Here is a 16,504-nt window from a genome sequence, read left to right as displayed (position 1 = left end):
GCGGCCAGTGCGGCCGGTTTGATGATCGAAGTTGAAATCTAACGCGACGGGCCGCATGAGAAAACTGCTGGAATATTTTTGGCCGACAGTCGGCCTCATCGCGGTCGTCGCTTCCTTCTTCCTTCTCTATCGTGAATTCAGGGGAGAATCGGTCGGCGTCGAGGTTTGGGCCAATCTGAAGGCCATCCCGACAGGCAATTATCTGCTCGCGGGCCTTTCGACGCTTGTCGCTTATGCGGCGCTCGCCTGGTACGACCGCATCGCGCTGCTGCATCTGGGCGTCAAGCATATCAACTGGCTGTTTATTTCGGTCTGCTCGTTCACCACCTACGCCCTGTCGCATAATATCGGCGCGAGCGTTTTCTCGGGCGCCATGGTGCGCTACCGCGCCTATTCCACCAAGGGGCTGACAGCGACGCAGGTCGCCGCGCTGGTGGTGCTGTGCTCCTATACGTTCGGCTTCGGCAATGTGCTGCTCGCCGGGCTTTTGCTGACCTACGACCCCACGCTGATGCAGCGCCTGTCCGGCTTTCTGCCGGACGTGCTGACAAATCCGAGCGCCGCGCGCATCGTGGGTCTCGCCTGCCTCGGATTCGTCGCGCTCTATATCAGCGGATCGCTCATGCATTTTCGCGCGATCCGCTTGTTCGGGCGCTTCGAAATTCTCTATCCGCGCCCCGACATCATGCTGCGCCAGCTCTTCGCGGCGCCGCTGGAGCTGATCGGCGCCGCGGGCATCATCTATTTCGCGCTGCCGGAGCAGGGCAACCCGGGCTATCTCGTCGTGCTCGGCGCGTTTCTCCTGTCCTTTTCGGCGGCCCTCGTGTCCCACGCGCCAGGCGGGCTCGGCATTTTCGAGCTGCTCTTCATCAATGTCATGCCGGACGTGCCGCGGCTGAAGGTATTGGCCGCGCTGCTCGTCTGGCGACTCTTCTATCTCATCATCCCGCTGCTGATCGCGCTCGTCGTCGTCGCGCTCTTCGAACGCAAGAAGCTCGTCGAGCGCTGGCGGGGGATAGAAGAACAGCCGCAAAAATAAAAACGCCGGCCATTTCTGACCGGCGCCTGAATGCCGTTGCGTCTGTCGCGGCGCTCACATGCGATATTGCTGGAGTCGCGTGGTGCGCAGTCCCGCGAGGCCATGCTGGTCGATGGACATCTGCCAGCTCAAGAATTCGTCGACCGTCAGCGTGTAACGGCTGCAGGCTTCGTCGAGCGATAGAAGGCCGCCGCGCACCGCCGCCACCACTTCAGCCTTGCGCCGGATGACCCAGCGTTTGGTCGAAGCCGGAGGTAGGTCCGCAATCGTCAGCGGACTGCCATCTGGGCCGATGACATATTTGACACGGGCACGATGCGTCTCGGTCATCTCACTCACTCGTTACTCAAAACAGCCACGTTGCAGCGATCCTTATAAAGGCGTCGCTTTAAGAATTGCCTAAACGAATGAGACCTATAGGCAGCGGAAAATACACCAAATTTTAGGAACATGCGGCGCGGGGAAGACTTCGCGCGCCCGGAGCGGAATCGCCAATACCACGATTGTGGGCCGCTCTTGCCTGGATTTGCTTGCGTCGAGCGTCTTGCTTGGAACCGGCAGCGTCTAGCGAATCCACGCGGCGGCGCATCGGCAGGGCGACGCGCTAAAAACGGGTCGTTAACTGCGTCAACCATTCGGGCGAAGCTGTGACAAGCGCCGTCTCCAATGTCTTGTCGTAGCCCGAAACGATCAACAGACCGATCAGGACGAGCGACGCGCCGAGCGCTTGCTTCGCCTGTTTCCCGAAGGTCAGTAGACGCTCCCGCCAGCGCGCCATCGCTTGCCGCGACAACGCGCCGAGCAACATCAATGGCGCGGCGGCGCCGAGCCCGAATCCGCCCATGGTCACCGCGACGGCGCCAAGGTCTTCGCCGCGGGCGGCGAGCACTGACGCCGCGCCAAGCGTTGGCCCGACGCAGGGGCTCCAGACCGCGCCAAGCAGCAGGCCAACCCCGAACTGGCCGAGCATTCCGTCTTGAGCGCCGCCGAAAGCGGCGCTCAACCGGTCGCTGATCGGCCCGCCGGCCGCGGCGACCCGCGCCTGCAGCTCGGGCGCGAGCATAATGACGCCAAGTCCGATCAGCAGCGCCGCCGCGACTACCCTCAGCCAATCGCCATCGAGGCCGATGGCGAATCCGACAGTCGCCACGAAGAGGCCGATCGCCACGAACGACATGGAGACGCCAAGCGCGAGAAGCGCGGGCGCGTAGCGATGTTCCGCCGCCGCGGCGCCGAGCACCAGCGGCAGAAGCGGCAGAACGCAGGGCGACAAGGTCGAGAGGAGGCCGGCGACGAATGCGAGCCCGAGAGCGCCGAACTCCATCTATTTACAGAGCCTTCGCGGCGAGCGCGGAAATCGCGCCGGGATCGGTCACGCCGACCGAGCGTCCGACTTCCTTGTCGCCTTTGAACACGATGATCGTGCTTTGCCGGTTGGCCTTGAGCGTCTTGAGCGCGTTCTTTTGACTGTCGAAGTCGACGCGGAACATGGCGACGCCGGCATAGTTCGGATCTGATTCGACGCGCTGCATGGCGGGTTCCTGCGCGCGGCAGGTCGGGCACCAGGGCGCGTAGACATGCACGATGATCGGCTTGCCGGCTTTTTGCGCGGCCGCGAAGGCCTCCTGCGTGAAATTTTGGGAAGCGGCGCCGGCCGGGGCGACGGATGCGAGAAGGGCGGAGACAATGCCAAACGCGAAAACGGCGAGGCGGCGACGCGTAATCATGGGCTCTCCTCGAAAGGCGCGCTTTGCGTGAGCGGCGCTCAGGATTATGGAAGAAAGATAATGGCGGCCCTGCTCGAAGCCAATTCCCGACGCGCATGAACGACTGTATCGGCGTTATCCTTGCCGGCGGACTGGCGCGGCGCATGGGCGGGGGCGACAAGCCGCTCGTCGAGATCGCCGGACGCCCGATCCTTCAGCATGTGATCGATCGCTTGAAGCCGCAGTGCGGGCTTCTCGCCATCAACGCCAACGGCGATCCGGCGCGTTTTGCGCGGTTCGGTCTTCCGGTCGTCGCCGACGGCGTCGAAGGTTTTGCGGGACCGCTCGCCGGCGTTCTCGCCGGCATGGACTTTGGCGCCGCGAGGGGCGCCGCGCATGTGCTGACCGCGCCAGGCGACACGCCGTTCCTGCCGGCCGATCTCCTGTCGCGTCTTCAAGAAGCTCGAACGCGGACGGGCGCCGAGATCGCGGTCGCCGCCTCGCAAAAGCGCACCCATCACGCCGTGGCGCTGTGGCCGGTCGCGCGACGAGCGGACTTGCGGCAGGCGCTCGTTGAGGAAGACGAGCGCAGGGTGTCCGCCTTTATCGCGCGATTCGCGAATGTGACGATCGACTGGCCGGCGGAGCCTTACGACCCCTTCTTCAACGTCAACGCCCCGGAGGATCTGGCGCGCGCCGAGGCGATAGCCAGGGAGGAGTCGCGCAGCTAAATTGACGCGCGATGGATGCCTCGAAAGCAGCGGCGCGGGACAGGACATGAGCGAGCAGACAAAAAAGGGAATCAAGGACAAGGTGCAGGAGGAAGCCAGGGCCTTCTTTCCGGTGTTCCTTTATGTGTGGTTCCTGCTCGCGGTGCTTGGCGTGCACAAATCGATCGTTCTGTCGCAGGCGCATATCGTGCAGCACCAGGGCTTTGCTGTCGCCAAGGCGCTTGCTTTCGCCAAGGTGCTGTTCATCGCCAACAAGTTCGGGGTCTGGCGCGTATTCGACACGATGCCGCTGATCGTTCCCATCCTGGTGAAATCGTTTCTTTTCGGCGTTCTGCTCATCGACATGGACATCCTCGAGCAGGCGCTGCTGGAGCATTTCTGGCCGGCCCATGCGAACCATGACGGCGTGGATCTCTACAACCTTCGCACGCTCTTGTCGGTCGCGCTCGTCACCTTCGCAGCGCTGATCCCGTTCTTTGGCTATCGCGAATTCGCCAAGCTGGTCGGGGAGGAGGAACTACGGAAGGCGCTCTTCGTGCGCCGCGAGTATTTCATCCCACAGCGCGAGGCGGAGCCCACAACGACAACGGCGCCTGTCGAGACAGTCGAAGGCTAAACGAAGCCGGGATCGATCTGGACGGCCCCCTCGAGCCATGGCGGCGTCGGCAGATTCTGGCTGCGCAGAAATTCGGCGTTGAAGAGCTTCGATGCGTATCTCGCGCCGCCGTCGCAGAGCACGGTCACAATCGTGTTGCCGGGCCCCATGTCGCGGGCGAGGCGAACGGCGCCGGCGACATTGATTCCGGAGGAGCCGCCGAGCAACAGGCCTTCCTGCTCCGCGAGATCGAACACGATGCGCAACGCCTCGTCGTCCGGAATGCGGTAGGCGACGTCGATGGGCGCGCCTTCGAGGTTGGCGGTGATCCGGCCCTGGCCAATCCCTTCCGTGATTGATGAGCCCTCGGCCTTCAACTCGCCGGTCGTGTAATAAGAGTAGAGCGCCGCCCCATAAGGATCGGCCAGCCCGATCTTCACTTCCGGATTTCTCTCCTTGAGCGCCATGCCGACGCCAGCGAGCGTGCCGCCGGTGCCGCAGGCGCATATGAAGGCGTCGACCGCGCCGTCCAGAGCTTCGTAAATTTCCGGGCCGGTGGTCGTGAGATGGGCGACGCGATTGGCGACATTGTCGAATTGATTGGCCCAGACGGCGCCGTTCGGCTCATCCTTGGCGAGCCGCTCGGCAAGCCGACCGGAGAGCTTCACGTAATTGTTGGGGTTGGCGTAGGGAACGGCGGGCACCTCGACGAGCTGCGCGCCCTGCAGGCGCAGCATGTCCTTCTTTTCCTGGCTTTGCGTATCCGGGATCACGATCACCGTGCGAAAGCCGAGGGCGTTGGCGACGAGAGCCAACCCGATGCCGGTGTTGCCGGCGGTGCCTTCGACGATGACGCCGCCCGGCTTCAGCAGTCCTTTCGCGCGCGCATCCTCGACGATCGACAACGCCGCGCGGTCTTTCACGGAGCCGCCGGGGTTCATGAATTCGGCTTTGCCAAGGATGCGGCAGCCGGTCGCCTTGGAGGCTGCGCGCAATTCGATGAGCGGCGTGCGGCCGATGGCTTCGATGACGCTGGAGGCGACGGTCATGGATGATTCCTGGCGGGTGGCGGATCGTTCCTAGCCGAGCGACGGCTCTCGCTCAAAGGCGAAAATCGCGCCATGAGGCGCGCGCGCGCCGGGCGCCAGAATCCGCATGGACGGTTTTTCGTAAAGATCGCCGTAAAAGTCCTCCGGATCGCCGTGGCCTGTCCATGGCTCTATGCAAAGATAAGGCGCGGGCGGCAGCGTCCAAAATCCGACATGGGGAAAATCGTCGAGCGTCACAGAGACGCGCGCGCCTTCGCCATTGTCGAAAGCAAGACTGCGGCTCGCAATGTCGAGAAAGCACAGCGCGTCACGCGCGAACATTTCCGGCTCGAGCGGCAGTCGCCGGCCGTCGAGCGGCGTCTTGCGGATGGGTTTCGAGAAAAGCCCGCCCGCTCCGATGAGGGGAACTTCGGGACGTTCCTCCTTCTCAAACACGATCGCATGCGGCGAGGACGAGCCAGCGAGCGGCCAGCGAAAGGCGGGATGCAGGCCGCAGGCGTAGGGAAGGGGCCGGGAGTCCGCGTTTGTGACAATCAGATTGTTCTCGAGCGCGCCGGCGTGCAGCCGGAACTCCACTTCGAACCTGAACGCGAACGGATAAAGCGCGCGGGTCTCGGCGTCATCGACGAGCGCGAGGCGCAGATAGTCGTCACGCCGCTCGGCGACGGTGAAGCGCTTTTTCCAGGCGAAGCCATGGAGCGCGAGCGGATAGGTCTTCCCGTCCACGCGCACGCGGCCGTCGCGCGTCCAGCCGACGACCGGAAACAGCACTGGCGCGGTCTGGTCCCAGACCTTAGGGTCCTTCGCCCAGATCATCTCGACGCCGCGCGCACGCCAGGATGAAAGCTCGGCGCCGAACGTCAGGATCTCGGCGCGGTCGCCAGATGAATGGGTGAGTTCAATCGCGTCGGTCATGGAACAGATTCTAGCGCGGGACCCAAGCTCAGGCGAATGCTCACAAAATCAGCGTGCTCCGCCAGTGCAGCGCTTGAGCGGTGGCGTCAGCCGCAATAATGTCCCGCCGCCAAGCCGCCGCCCCACGTCGGCGCAGCGCAACGCCAATGAGAAGGCCTAATGGATAGCAGTCTCGTCTCGGACATCGGCGCCGGAGCTTTCAGAACCGAGCTGACGCTGTTCTTCTCGACATTCACGACGCTGCTGGCGGTGATCAATCCCTTCGAGGTGCTGCCGGTCTTTCTCTTGCTCCAGCGCGAGAAAACCAACCAGGAGCGGCGGCGCGTCGCCTTCATGGCCTGTCTCTACGCGCTGCTGCTCATCCTTTTCTTTTTGTTCTTTGGCGCGGTGATCCTGAAAATCTTCGGCGTCTCGCTGAGCATGGTGCGCATCGCCGGCGGGATCGTGCTGATGCGGATCGGTTTCGAGCTTTTTCTGCCGTCGTCGGACGGCGACGGATCGCCGGCCTTCGCCCGATCGACCGGCAATATCGCCTTCATGCCGCTCGCGATGCCGCTCATGATCGGACCCGGCCCGATCGCGACCGTGCTCGGGATGATGGCGACCGTGGAGCACTCTTCGCATGAGGCGCTGGCGTTCGGCGCGATTCTGGCCGCAATCTTTCTGGCCGTGGCCGTCACCTATGCGTGTCTCGCCTTTGCGACGCGGCTGACGACGACGCTGGGGCCGCTGGGAATCGACGCCGCGACGCGGATCGTCGGCTTCTTCGTCTCGGCGATGGGCGTGTCGCTGATCTTCAACGGCGTCATGGACGCGCTGCGGTCGCAAGGTTTTGGCGGCGTGCATTAGCCAGTCCGCAGGCGGCTAAAGGCTGCGCAAGGTCTCGCCGAGCCGAAGATAAATCTCCCGATGCGCGTCGCGCAGTCCCGGCACCCACGGCTTGAGCCGCGCGCCGATGACCGCGTCGAAGTGGTCGAACCGCTGGCCAATGGCCTTGTCGAGATATTCGTAATACCAGCGTCCCGGCTTGAGCCTTTGGCGTTTGAAAACGCCTTCGCCTCCCACCGGCTCTTCCCGCGCCGTAAAGGGATAACGCTGCGAGATGACGCTCACCGCGCCGTCGTTGGGCCGCCACTGCGGCAGCGAAAGATCGCCGCCGCCCCAGCCGACGATCGGCGCTCTGGCGAAGTTCGCCTCGCGCGCCTGATAGAGCGCCGGCTGCCAGAGAATGGGATGAATCGTGGGATCGGGCCGCCAGATCTTGCCGAAAAAGCCGGATGCGCGGACATGCGTGGCGTTGGTCACGAGCGACAGATAGTAGGTGCCAGGATGCGATCTGAACCTTGCGTTGGCGTTGCGGCAGCCCTGCAGCGTCATGTCGAAGACGAGATTGTCCTCGCCCGCAAGAAAAGCGCCTGCATCTAGAAGAGCCATCGCCTCTGGCGAATCTGCCGCGCGGTCGATCCATTGGTCGAGATGAAGATCGAAAGGCTTGCGCATGGCGCTCGGCACGCCTGCGGCCATTCCGAGAAAATTGAACGACTCCGAGATCAGCCCGCTCGGCTTGCGCTTGAGACGGCCGTTTTCGCGGTCGCAGCCGAAACCATAGGGCAGCAATGACCCGTTGATGGCGCCGGCGACGCTGATCACCCCTTCGATCCAGTCCGCGCTCGTCCCGCGCTCCCAGAAATCGCTGGCGAGCAACGCCTGCAGTTGCAAAGCGGTCTGCGCGCCGGCGCCATGCCCGACGAGGATCACCGGGTTCTCCTCCGACCAGTCGGGCGTGAATGGGTCTGCGTATTCACGCGAGTAGCGGGCGTGGCGCGCCTCGCTGCTGTGCTGCGCGCCGTAATCGACCCTTCCGCCGCCGATCTGCGCGAAAAGCTCGCAGGCGCGGTCGTGGAACGAACTGACCGGTCCCACCTTCGCTTCGTGAACGGCGAAAGGCTCGCCGAGCTGGTCGAGCGCGTCGCCCCAATAGGGAAGTCCGAACTCCCGGGGACCCCAGCCGAAGAAATCATGCACGAAAACGATGTGAGTGGATTTAAGCGCCATGCCCGGTCCGAAGTGAACTAAAAATCAGATGTTTCGCGCTCAAACGAGCGCGTCGTATTGGTAAATCGCGGAAACGTCGAGCGTCTGTCGCGGCGTCACGCTGCCCCCGAGCGGCGAGCTGATCGGATCGTCGATCCGGTGGCCTTTGAGATCGGCGCCTGCCGTCATATCGGGAAGGTAGAGGCGGCCGTTGCGGCTCATCCAGCTTTCCCAGAGCCGGTCGATGTTGCAGTGATTGAGAAAGAAAACGGGATCGTTGGGCGAAGAGGCGAGAAGCATCTCTCCGCCGATCCAGACGTGCACGAGATTGTGCAGCCAGGTCTGCGAGACGCCTTCGTCGTCCATCCACCCTTCGACGCAGTTGCGGAAACAGTTCGTTTCGGCGTTCCAGTCAGGCGCGTCATAATCCGTCAGCGCCAGCGCATCCGTGACATGCGCCGTTTTTGGAAGCGCATTGGCGCTGACGCCGAACGCGCGCCTGAGGCCGCGGTTCACCGAGCGCAGCTCTCCAGAGATGTTCGTGGAGATGCGCACCCTGAACGCGGAAGGATCGTTGGCGCGAAAGGCGAAGGGCCCGGCGGACACCGGATTGCCTTCCCCGCCCATGCAGTCAACGCCCCAGATCGCCGCCGCCGCTTGTTGCTCGGGCGGTAGATCGCCATCTTCCGCCCAATCCCAATAGGGCAGGCCGAAGTTCGCGTCGCCCAATGCACGCTGGAGGTTTTGCTCGAAAACCATGAGCATCACCCGATGCCACGGCGCGAAGATCGGTCCTCGGTGCGCCGCGTTTCGCTGGGCCGGGTTTCCCGGCGGCGTCTCGATCATCATGGCCGTGACGTGCCAGACGACGAAAAGATCGTATGTGCTCACCGAGCGGGAGGCGCCGGGGATCCCGAATTCATCGGTCGTTCGGCCGGACGGCTCTTTTTTCAGTCGTTTGACGCCTTCGATATATTGGTCGCGAATGTCGGCATTCTTCAAAATGTTTTTTCGGACGACGGCCATCGTCTCACTCCCGCAAAATCAATGAGTGTGTTTTGAATCCTTCTTTGCGGCGGGCCGGCCTTTACGGCGCGCCGGAGCCTTGCTCTTGCTGTTCGCCGGCTTGCGCTCGAATTCTTCCGGAAATCCATCGATGAGCGCCCGCACCATGTCGACCGCCGACGCGGTCTGGTAGTTGGGCAAAGAATGACAATGAACCTGGCCGGACGCGTCCACGCCGAGCGGCGCGCGGATCTTCCTGCCGTCGACAAGGATCTTGTAGGTCGTGACTATTTCGATTTCGTGCCCGCGGTAGGCGTCCTTGCGCACCGACTGCGCCCCGCCCGCGCCGTGACCGGCGTGGGTTTGCGTCTTGCCACGCGTCCGCCTGAGATATTCGCCGAGTTTGCGCGGCGCGGCGCCTGTCTCGAGCTTCTTGGACTCCATAAAAATCTCCGCTCAATTCCTTTTCACGCAATTCGACGACGCGGCTATCGGTCTGGCCGAGTTCGCCGCCCATAGCGACCGGTAAGTTACCGAAAAAACTACGGACTTTGGCGCGACAGGCGCCTCATCTAAACGGACTGGATCGGCAAATTTTCACCAGGATTATGACGAGCTAATGGACAGTGATGTCAAGTGGATTTATTAAACCGTTAGAATTCATCAGATATCCGCCGCACTCAGTCGGACATCGTCGCGGCCGGGGAAACTTGCGTCGAGCGCGCGCAGCGCTTAGCGCTCGTTGTTGAGGCGTCCATGTCCGATTCGATGGTTCCCTCCTTTCTCGGCGTCGAGCGGTCGGTGCTTGGCCGACGGTGGCGCGGGCGGCTTGACGCGCGCGGCGAGGCGCAGGCGCTCGCCTTAGCGCAAACGCACGGCATTGATGATTTCCTCGCCCGCGTGATCGCCGGGCGTGGCGTCACGGTCGCCGACGCCGCGGGCTTTCTCGACCCCAAGCTGCGTGATCTGCTGCCCGACCCTTCGACGCTGCGCGACATGGACGCCGCGACCGATCGGCTCGCGCATGCGATCGCGCGCGGCGAACGCATCGCCGTCTTCGGCGACTATGACGTCGATGGCGCGTGCGCGTCGGCGCTGCTTATCGACTTCTGGCGCGTGGCAGGCGCGCCAGCGCCCTTGCTGCACATTCCCGACCGCATCATCGAGGGTTACGGGCCGAATATCGACGCGATCCGCGACCTTGCGGCGCGAGGCGCGACCCTTCTGGTCACCGTCGACTGCGGGACGACGAGCCACGAGGCGTTCACCGTCGCCCGCGGGCTCGGCCTCGATGTGATCGTCCTCGACCATCATCAGGCGCCGGAAGTTCTGCCAGACGCGCTCGTCGTCAATCCCAACCGGCTCGACGATCTCTCGGGTCAGGGCGCGCTCTGCGCGGCGGGCGTCGTTTTTCTCGCGCTTGTCGGACTGTCGCGGGCGCTGCGCGCGCGCGGCTGGTGGAGCGGCGAGCGAACTGCGCCGGATCTACTCGCCGCGCTGGATCTTGTCGCGCTGGCGACGGTCGCCGACGTCGCGCCGCTGGCGCGCCTCAACAGGGCGCTGGTCGCCAAGGGTCTGATCGTGATGGCCGCCCGCGCGCGACCGGGGCTCGCCGCGCTCATGGACACTGCCCGTTTGGATGGGCCGCCGCGAGCCCTTCACCTCGGATTTGCGCTCGGGCCGCGGATCAACGCCGGCGGTCGGATCGGCGACGCGGGCCTCGGCGCGCGGCTTCTCACCCTCTCCGACCCCTCCGAGGCGCGGCGCATCGCGTCAGAGTTGGATCGGCTGAACAGCGAACGTCAGGTCGTCGAGAAGGCCACCCTGGAGGAGGCGATCGCCCGGGCGGAAACGCAATTCGCGCGATCCAATCGTTTGTCATGTCTCGTCGTCGAGGGGGAGGGCTGGCATCCCGGCGTGATCGGACTGCTCGCATCGAGATTAAAGGAACGGTTCAACATTCCAACCTTTGTAATTGCTTTCAATGATGAAAGTGGCGTTGGTTCAGGTAGAAGTTTAAGCGGCGTCGACATGGGCGCTGCGGTCCGGCGCGCGGTCGATCTCGGCCTCGCAGTCAAAGGCGGCGGACACGCCATGGCGGCCGGCGTGACTTTGGCGCGCGACCGCCTCGACGACTTTCGCGGTTTTCTCAACGAGGCGCTCGAAGCCGCCGTCGAAGCGGCCCGCCGGGACGACGCGCTCATTCTCGACGCGACAGTAGGCGGTCGCGGCGTCTGTCTGGACCTGCTGCGGCGGGTCGAACAGGCCGGCCCATTCGGGCAGGGCAATCCTGAGCCGTTATTTGCGCTTCCGGAGCAGCAGATCGCCTACGCCCAGATCGTCGGCGCTGACCATGTGCGCGCCCGCCTGCGCTCGCGCGACGGCGCGACGGTCGACGCTATCGCCTTCCGCGCCATGCATTCGCCGCTCGGCGAGGCGCTGCTGAAGGGAGACGGCGCGCAGCTTCACGTCGCCGCGAAATTGTCGGGCAATTTCTTTCGAGGCGTCGAGCGCGTCGAGACGCGAATCATCGACGCCGCGCGCGTTCAGTGATGCGCAGACACTGTGGCGCCCTGGCCACACTGTTTTTTTAATCGTTAAGCGCGGATCCATTCAGGGCGCGAGTGTCGCATTTTGGTCTCATTCGCGACGCCTGCTGAGGGTCAGCGTAAGTGCGTTTAACGACAACTTCACACATCGGCGAGACACTCCGCGGGTGACGCCGCGCGACGATTTTACGTCGCGCAACAATTGGATGCGTCGCCACTTGTGGGACGTCTCCGTCACTGCAGACCGGCGGCGGCTCGAGCGGCGATGGCAAGGACCGTCTGGATGCGATCTGTCGTCTTCAACAATGTTGTTTATGTACGGCGCCCGCTCGCTCGCTCCTCAAGCTTCCTCGCCAAATTATTGCCTGTTCTTTGTCTGGGCGCGCTCGCGGGATGCTCTTCGACCGGTTCGCACCGAAGCGCCAGCCTCGGCGGCTTTGGCCAGATCGACCCGCGCTATGGCGTGCGCCCGAGTCCGCGGGTGATCGCGGAAGGCGAAGAGGTCCCTAAGGGCGGCGGCGCCTACATGGTCGGCAAGCCTTATAAGATCGCTGGGCGCACCTATTATCCGAGCGAAAGACCCTATTCGGCGGTCGGGACCGCCTCCTGGTACGGCTCAGACTTCCACGGTCGCCGCACCGCCAATGGCGAAATATTCGACAGGCAGTCGATTTCCGCCGCTCACCCCACCATGCCGCTCCCAAGCTATGCGCGCGTCACCAATCTGCGCAATGACCGGTCGATCGTGGTGCGCGTCAACGACCGCGGTCCCTATCACGGCGGACGCGTGATGGACGTTTCCCAGCGGGTGGCCCATGCGCTCGATTTCCATGGCGTCGGCACGACCCGCGTCAAAGTGGATTGGATCGGGCGCGCGGATCTCGACGGCGACGACGACTCCAAGCTCCTTGCGACGCTACGCGACGACGGCGTGCCCGCGCAGCTCGACGCCACGTCGCCGGTGATGACGGCGGCGAACGAGGACCCGGCGCGCGCCGCGCGCTACGATGCAAGGGCGGAGGCTGCGGAGCTCACGGCGCGCGTCGCCTATGAGAATGCGCAAGCTTCGGATTATCAGGCTCTGGCCTATGCGCAGACCAGTGCGGCGCAGGAGAGCGACGCGCCGCTGCCGCCGTCGCGCGAGGAAGCCGCTGTCTACGAGGAGCCCGTCGCCTCGACCAGGAAGGCGAAGCAGGCCGTTGCGCCTCTGCCGCCCTCCCGTCCTGGCCACCTTGGGATCACCGGTCACGCTTCGGCTCGCAGCGGATTCCGACAGGCCCTGAGTTCTTCTGTTAGAACAAACTGATCTTTCCCGACCCCCTGATTGCAATTTTCGGCGCCGCGCGCCATCTTCTCCGCGCTTGCCGCGCTGCGGCGTCACCAAGGGGAGCGCGCCCTTGCCGAATTTTCCCATGCGATGGCTTTTCCTGATTCTGCTCGCGTTTGCGGGCCCCGGCGCGACGGCGGCGTTAGCGGATAGTTTTCAGACGAGCGCTCCCAGCGCCATCCTGATCGACGCAGGCACGAATACGGTGCTGTTCGAGAAGGGCGCGGACGACTTCCAGAAGCCGGCGTCGACCGTGAAGATTCTGACGGCGGAGCTGATCTTTCAGGCGCTCGCCGAAGGCAAGCTGAAACTCGACGACGAATTCACGGTTTCGGAGCATGCCTGGCGCGACGGCGGGGCTCCCGCGGGCGGATCGGCGATGTTCCTCCCGCTCAACAGCCGCGCCCGCGTCGAAGACCTCGTTCGCGGTCTGGTGATCCAATCCGGCAATGACGCCGCGATTGTGCTCGCCGAAGGTCTCGCCGGCTCCGAAGAAGCCTTCGTGATGCGGATGAACAAGCGCGCGGCCGAACTTGGCCTGGTCAAATCGCGCTTCGGCAATCCCTGGGGCATGGACGGCCCTGACCAGAAGGTGACCGCGCGCGAGATGGCGAAGCTCGCCGCGCATATCATCAAGACTTATCCGCAGTTTTACGGCTACTTCGGCGAGAAGGAGTTCACTTGGAACAAGATTCGCCAGCAGAACCGCAATCCGCTGCTGACGATGAGCATCGGCGCCGACGGGCTGAAGACCGGCAACATCGACAAGAACAGCGGCTATGGGCTGATTGGCTCGGCGACGCAGGAAGGCCGGCGCCTTATCGTCGCCGTTTACGGCGCAAAGACTCCCAAGGAGAGGGCCGAAGAGGCGCGCAAGCTGCTGCAATGGGGATTCCGCAACTTCGAGGAGAAGGAGCTGTTCAAGGCCGGGGAGACCGTCGGGCCGGCGCAGGTCTATGGCGGAACCAGAGGGTCGGTGGATCTCGTCGCGAAGGAAGACATCAAAGTGCTCCTGCCGCGCGGCGGGACGGAGCGGTTGTTTGGCAAGATCGTTTACGAGGGCCCTGTGCTGGCGCCGGTCGAAGCGGGAATGCCGGTTGGCCGTCTGGAGGTGAAGCGGGGGAACGCCGTCGTGCTCGAACAGCCTCTGCAAACTGCGGAATCAGTCGAGCAGGGATCGCTGCCGCGGCGCGCCTTCGACGCTGTCTACGAATCCGCCGCCGCGGCCATTCACCAGAAACTCTCCGGCAAGAAATGACCTTTCCGGTGGCGCCCGAAAGGGGTCGTTTCATCACCTTCGAGGGCGGCGAGGGCGTCGGCAAGTCGACTCAGCTTGCGCGCCTCGCAGACCATCTGCGCGATTGCGGCTTCGAGGTGGTGACGACGCGGGAGCCGGGCGGCACGCCGAAAGCCGAGCAGCTGCGCGCTTTTCTACTGTCGGGAGGCGCCGCGCCGCTGGGGCCTCTTGCCGAGGCGGCGCTGTTCTCGGCCGCGCGCGCCGATCATGTCGAGACGCTGATTGCGCCTGCCTTGAAGCGCGGCGCCTGGGTGCTGTGCGACCGCTTCGCCGACTCCACGCGCGCCTATCAGGGCGCGCGCGGCGGCGTCGACGCCAAGACTCTCGCGCTGCTGGAAAGGGCAGCCATCGGCGACACGCGGCCAGACCTGACGATCATGCTCGACTTGCCGGCGCGAGAAGGACTGGCGCGGGCGGCGTTGCGACGCGACGGCGGCGAGGAGATCGATCGATTCGAGCGCGAAGAGCCGCACTTCCACGAGGAGTTGCGGCTGGCCTTCCTCGAGATCGCCGAAAGCGAACCGGAACGCTTCTGCGTGCTCGACGCCGCCAGGTCCGTCGACGACGTCGCTCAGGCGGTGCAGGCCGTCGTTCACGATCGCTTTCTTGCGCATGCCGCGCAAGCGGCGCAATGAGCCGCGACGAAAACAACCCCGAGAGCGACCGCTGCGAGGACGCCCCGCATCCGCGGGAAACCCTCGCGCTGTTCGGTCACGACGCGGCCGAGCGCGAGCTTCTCGACGCCTATCGCCGCAACAAGATGGCGCAAGCCTGGATCATCGGCGGGCCGGAAGGCGTCGGCAAGGCGACGCTCGCCTGGCGCCTGGCGCGATTTCTCCTCGCCCATCCAGAACCCGGCGCCGCGGCGGTTCAGAGCGCCGAAAGCCTCGCGGTCGCGGGGGATCACCCGGCTGCGCGCCGCATCGCCTCGATGGCGCTCGCCGATATCTTTCTGCTGCGCCGCGCCTGGAATGAGAAGACCAAGAAGCATTTCACCGAAATTCGCATCGAAGACGTGCGCAGGGTCATTCAGGCGTTCCATCAGGCGTCGGGGACCGGCGGCTGGCGGATCGCCATCGTCGACTGCGCCGACGATCTCAACCGCGCCAGCGCCAATGCGCTCCTGAAGCTCATCGAGGAGCCCCCGGAACGCTCCCTGTTTCTGCTCGTCGCGCATCAGCCGGGCCGCATACTGCCGACCATCCGTTCGCGCTGCCGCAAGCTGATGCTCGCCCCGCTGTCGCCGGAGGACACGATCGCGGCGGTCAGGAACCTCGGCCCGCCGTGGTCGGAGGCGCCCGAGGCCGATCTTCTGGCGGCCGCCGCGCGCGCGGAAGGTTCTGTGCGCGAGGCGCTGCGGCTGCTCGGCGATGATGGCGTCGCCTTCGACGCCGCCGTGCGCAAGCTCTTCGATCGGCTGCCGCAGGTCGACTGGCTCGGCGCGCATATGCTCGCCGACAAGCTCACCGGCCGCGACAATGAAGCGGCGTATGAGACCTTCATGGGCGCCACGCAGCGCCACCTCGATCGCCGGCTGCGGGCGCTGGCGCAGTCCGGCGCCGCCCCGATAAGGCTGGCGCGCTACGCCGTCGCCTGGGAAGAGATTCGCGAAGCCGCTCGGGAAACCGAGGTGTTCAATTTCGACAAGCGCGCGCTGGTGCTCCGCGTTTTCGACACGCTCGCGAAAGCCGAAGCGGTCTGAGCGCGAAGCTGTCCGCGAACAGTTTTTTTGCTCGGCGCCAACGCGGTTTCGACGAGGCATGAAACTTGCGCAGGCCAAGTCGCTGGCGCGCGGTCTGCAGGCCTTTGCGCCGGCGCGCAGGTCGCTCAAGGCAATCCGAGTCGCGCATTCGCGTTGGGCGCTCTGCGCCAATAAATCTCTCTAAACGAACGGAAAGTTGCGACGCGGCTGAAATACGGAACTGCCCGCCCTGATCATGGCGGTCTTTTCGACCGATGGTTGAGGCTCGCCACGTCAACACAGGCGTTGTGTCGCAATGCGCTGCTAATTGCCTGCAATCAAGTCAGTCGCTGACGAGCGGCGCGATGTGACTTCGCTTACGGCGCGGCTGTTAAGCGCCGCCGGATTGGTTCGGGATCGACGCCTTCGACTGACGAGGAGGAAAGTGTGTCCGCCGCTCCGACTAAAGTCCTTCTCGTTTTTCCACGGTTCAACCCAAACTCCTTCTGGAGTTTCGAGGCTGCTTGCAAGGCGGTAGGCGCGCGTTGTCCGGCTCCTCCGCTCGGCCTGCTTACC

General features: G+C 64.3%; 17 protein-coding genes. 9 read left to right on the top strand and 8 right to left on the bottom strand.

The window, feature by feature from the left end:
* The first annotated feature begins 55 nt into the window (after window positions 1–55).
* Window positions 56–1,039 (top strand): lysylphosphatidylglycerol synthase transmembrane domain-containing protein, encoded by a 984-nt coding sequence (locus AC0X69_RS01805; protein WP_482610715.1) that lies wholly within the window; start codon window positions 56–58, stop codon window positions 1,037–1,039.
* Between the two features lie 54 nt (window positions 1,040–1,093).
* Here AC0X69_RS01805 and sciP read toward each other — a convergent pair whose 3' ends face one another.
* The 3 genes from sciP to AC0X69_RS01790 form a co-directional block, all read right to left on the bottom strand.
* A complete protein-coding gene (gene sciP, locus AC0X69_RS01800; protein ID WP_482610714.1) occupies window positions 1,094–1,369 on the bottom strand; it encodes a CtrA inhibitor SciP in 276 nt (91 codons plus the stop codon).
* Window positions 1,370–1,643: 274 nt separating this feature from the next.
* A complete protein-coding gene (locus AC0X69_RS01795; protein WP_482610712.1) occupies window positions 1,644–2,363 on the bottom strand; it encodes a cytochrome c biogenesis CcdA family protein in 720 nt (239 codons plus the stop codon).
* A gap of 4 nt (window positions 2,364–2,367) precedes the next feature.
* Window positions 2,368–2,766, bottom strand: a complete 399-nt coding sequence (locus tag AC0X69_RS01790; protein WP_482610710.1) for a thioredoxin family protein — start codon at window positions 2,764–2,766, stop codon at window positions 2,368–2,370.
* A gap of 95 nt (window positions 2,767–2,861) precedes the next feature.
* On the opposite strand from AC0X69_RS01790, the gene mobA reads away from it, so the two are divergent.
* Together mobA and AC0X69_RS01780 are read left to right on the top strand one after the other, a co-directional pair.
* Entirely contained in the window at window positions 2,862–3,476 is a 615-nt protein-coding gene (gene mobA / locus AC0X69_RS01785) for a molybdenum cofactor guanylyltransferase MobA (RefSeq protein ID WP_482610708.1), read from the top strand.
* 46 nt (window positions 3,477–3,522) lie between these two features.
* A complete protein-coding gene (locus AC0X69_RS01780; RefSeq protein ID WP_482610706.1) occupies window positions 3,523–4,092 on the top strand; it encodes a hypothetical protein in 570 nt (189 codons plus the stop codon).
* Here the strand turns inward: AC0X69_RS01780 and AC0X69_RS01775 are convergent.
* Together AC0X69_RS01775 and AC0X69_RS01770 are read right to left on the bottom strand one after the other, a co-directional pair.
* A complete protein-coding gene (locus AC0X69_RS01775) occupies window positions 4,089–5,120 on the bottom strand; it encodes a cysteine synthase A (protein ID WP_482610704.1) in 1,032 nt (343 codons plus the stop codon). The genes AC0X69_RS01780 and AC0X69_RS01775 overlap by 4 nt on opposite strands.
* Window positions 5,121–5,150: 30 nt before the next feature.
* Complete coding sequence (locus tag AC0X69_RS01770; RefSeq protein ID WP_482610702.1) at window positions 5,151–6,035, bottom strand: aldose 1-epimerase family protein; 885 nt, start codon at window positions 6,033–6,035, stop codon at window positions 5,151–5,153.
* 159 nt (window positions 6,036–6,194) lie between these two features.
* Between AC0X69_RS01770 and AC0X69_RS01765 the strand changes: the two genes are divergently transcribed.
* The gene (locus tag AC0X69_RS01765) at window positions 6,195–6,884 is read left to right on the top strand and encodes a MarC family protein (RefSeq protein ID WP_482610700.1); all 690 of its coding nucleotides are present in this window, start codon (window positions 6,195–6,197) and stop codon (window positions 6,882–6,884) included.
* A gap of 15 nt (window positions 6,885–6,899) precedes the next feature.
* Here AC0X69_RS01765 and AC0X69_RS01760 read toward each other — a convergent pair whose 3' ends face one another.
* From AC0X69_RS01760 to AC0X69_RS01750, 3 genes are read right to left on the bottom strand one after another with little or no spacing between them, the layout of a single operon-like run.
* The gene (locus AC0X69_RS01760; protein WP_482610698.1) at window positions 6,900–8,090 is read right to left on the bottom strand and encodes a lipase-like domain-containing protein; all 1,191 of its coding nucleotides are present in this window, start codon (window positions 8,088–8,090) and stop codon (window positions 6,900–6,902) included.
* A 39-nt stretch (window positions 8,091–8,129) separates the two neighbouring features.
* Window positions 8,130–9,095: a tyrosinase family protein gene (locus AC0X69_RS01755; RefSeq protein WP_482610696.1), complete on the bottom strand. Its 966-nt coding sequence runs from the start codon at window positions 9,093–9,095 to the stop codon at window positions 8,130–8,132.
* 18 nt (window positions 9,096–9,113) lie between these two features.
* On the bottom strand, window positions 9,114–9,518 hold the full coding sequence (locus tag AC0X69_RS01750) for a hypothetical protein (RefSeq protein ID WP_482610694.1): 405 nt from the start codon (window positions 9,516–9,518) through the stop codon (window positions 9,114–9,116).
* Window positions 9,519–9,830: 312 nt separating this feature from the next.
* Here AC0X69_RS01750 and recJ point away from each other — a divergent pair, with 312 nt between their 5' ends.
* The 5 genes from recJ (at window position 9,831) to AC0X69_RS01725 (ending at window position 15,949) form a co-directional block, all read left to right on the top strand.
* Window positions 9,831–11,627: a single-stranded-DNA-specific exonuclease RecJ gene (gene recJ / locus AC0X69_RS01745; RefSeq protein ID WP_482610692.1), complete on the top strand. Its 1,797-nt coding sequence runs from the start codon at window positions 9,831–9,833 to the stop codon at window positions 11,625–11,627.
* A gap of 279 nt (window positions 11,628–11,906) precedes the next feature.
* Window positions 11,907–12,929, top strand: coding sequence for a septal ring lytic transglycosylase RlpA family protein (locus AC0X69_RS01740; RefSeq protein ID WP_482610690.1), 1,023 nt, complete (start codon window positions 11,907–11,909; stop codon window positions 12,927–12,929).
* Window positions 12,930–13,020: 91 nt separating this feature from the next.
* Window positions 13,021–14,208 carry a D-alanyl-D-alanine carboxypeptidase family protein gene (locus AC0X69_RS01735; protein ID WP_482610688.1) on the top strand — a complete coding sequence of 396 codons (1,188 nt, stop codon included), beginning with the start codon at window positions 13,021–13,023 and terminating at the stop codon, window positions 14,206–14,208.
* The gene (tmk, locus tag AC0X69_RS01730) at window positions 14,205–14,882 is read left to right on the top strand and encodes a dTMP kinase (protein ID WP_482610686.1); all 678 of its coding nucleotides are present in this window, start codon (window positions 14,205–14,207) and stop codon (window positions 14,880–14,882) included. Before AC0X69_RS01735 ends, tmk begins: the two co-directional genes overlap by 4 nt.
* Window positions 14,879–15,949, top strand: coding sequence for a DNA polymerase III subunit delta' (locus AC0X69_RS01725; RefSeq protein ID WP_482610684.1), 1,071 nt, complete (start codon window positions 14,879–14,881; stop codon window positions 15,947–15,949). Before tmk ends, AC0X69_RS01725 begins: the two co-directional genes overlap by 4 nt.
* The last annotated feature ends 555 nt before the right edge of the window (window positions 15,950–16,504 follow it).

The sequence above is a fragment of the Methylocystis sp. Uni0008 genome (assembly GCF_056838045.1).
Note: the sequence above shows the minus strand (reverse complement) of the source record. Positions and strands in the feature narration are given on the sequence as shown.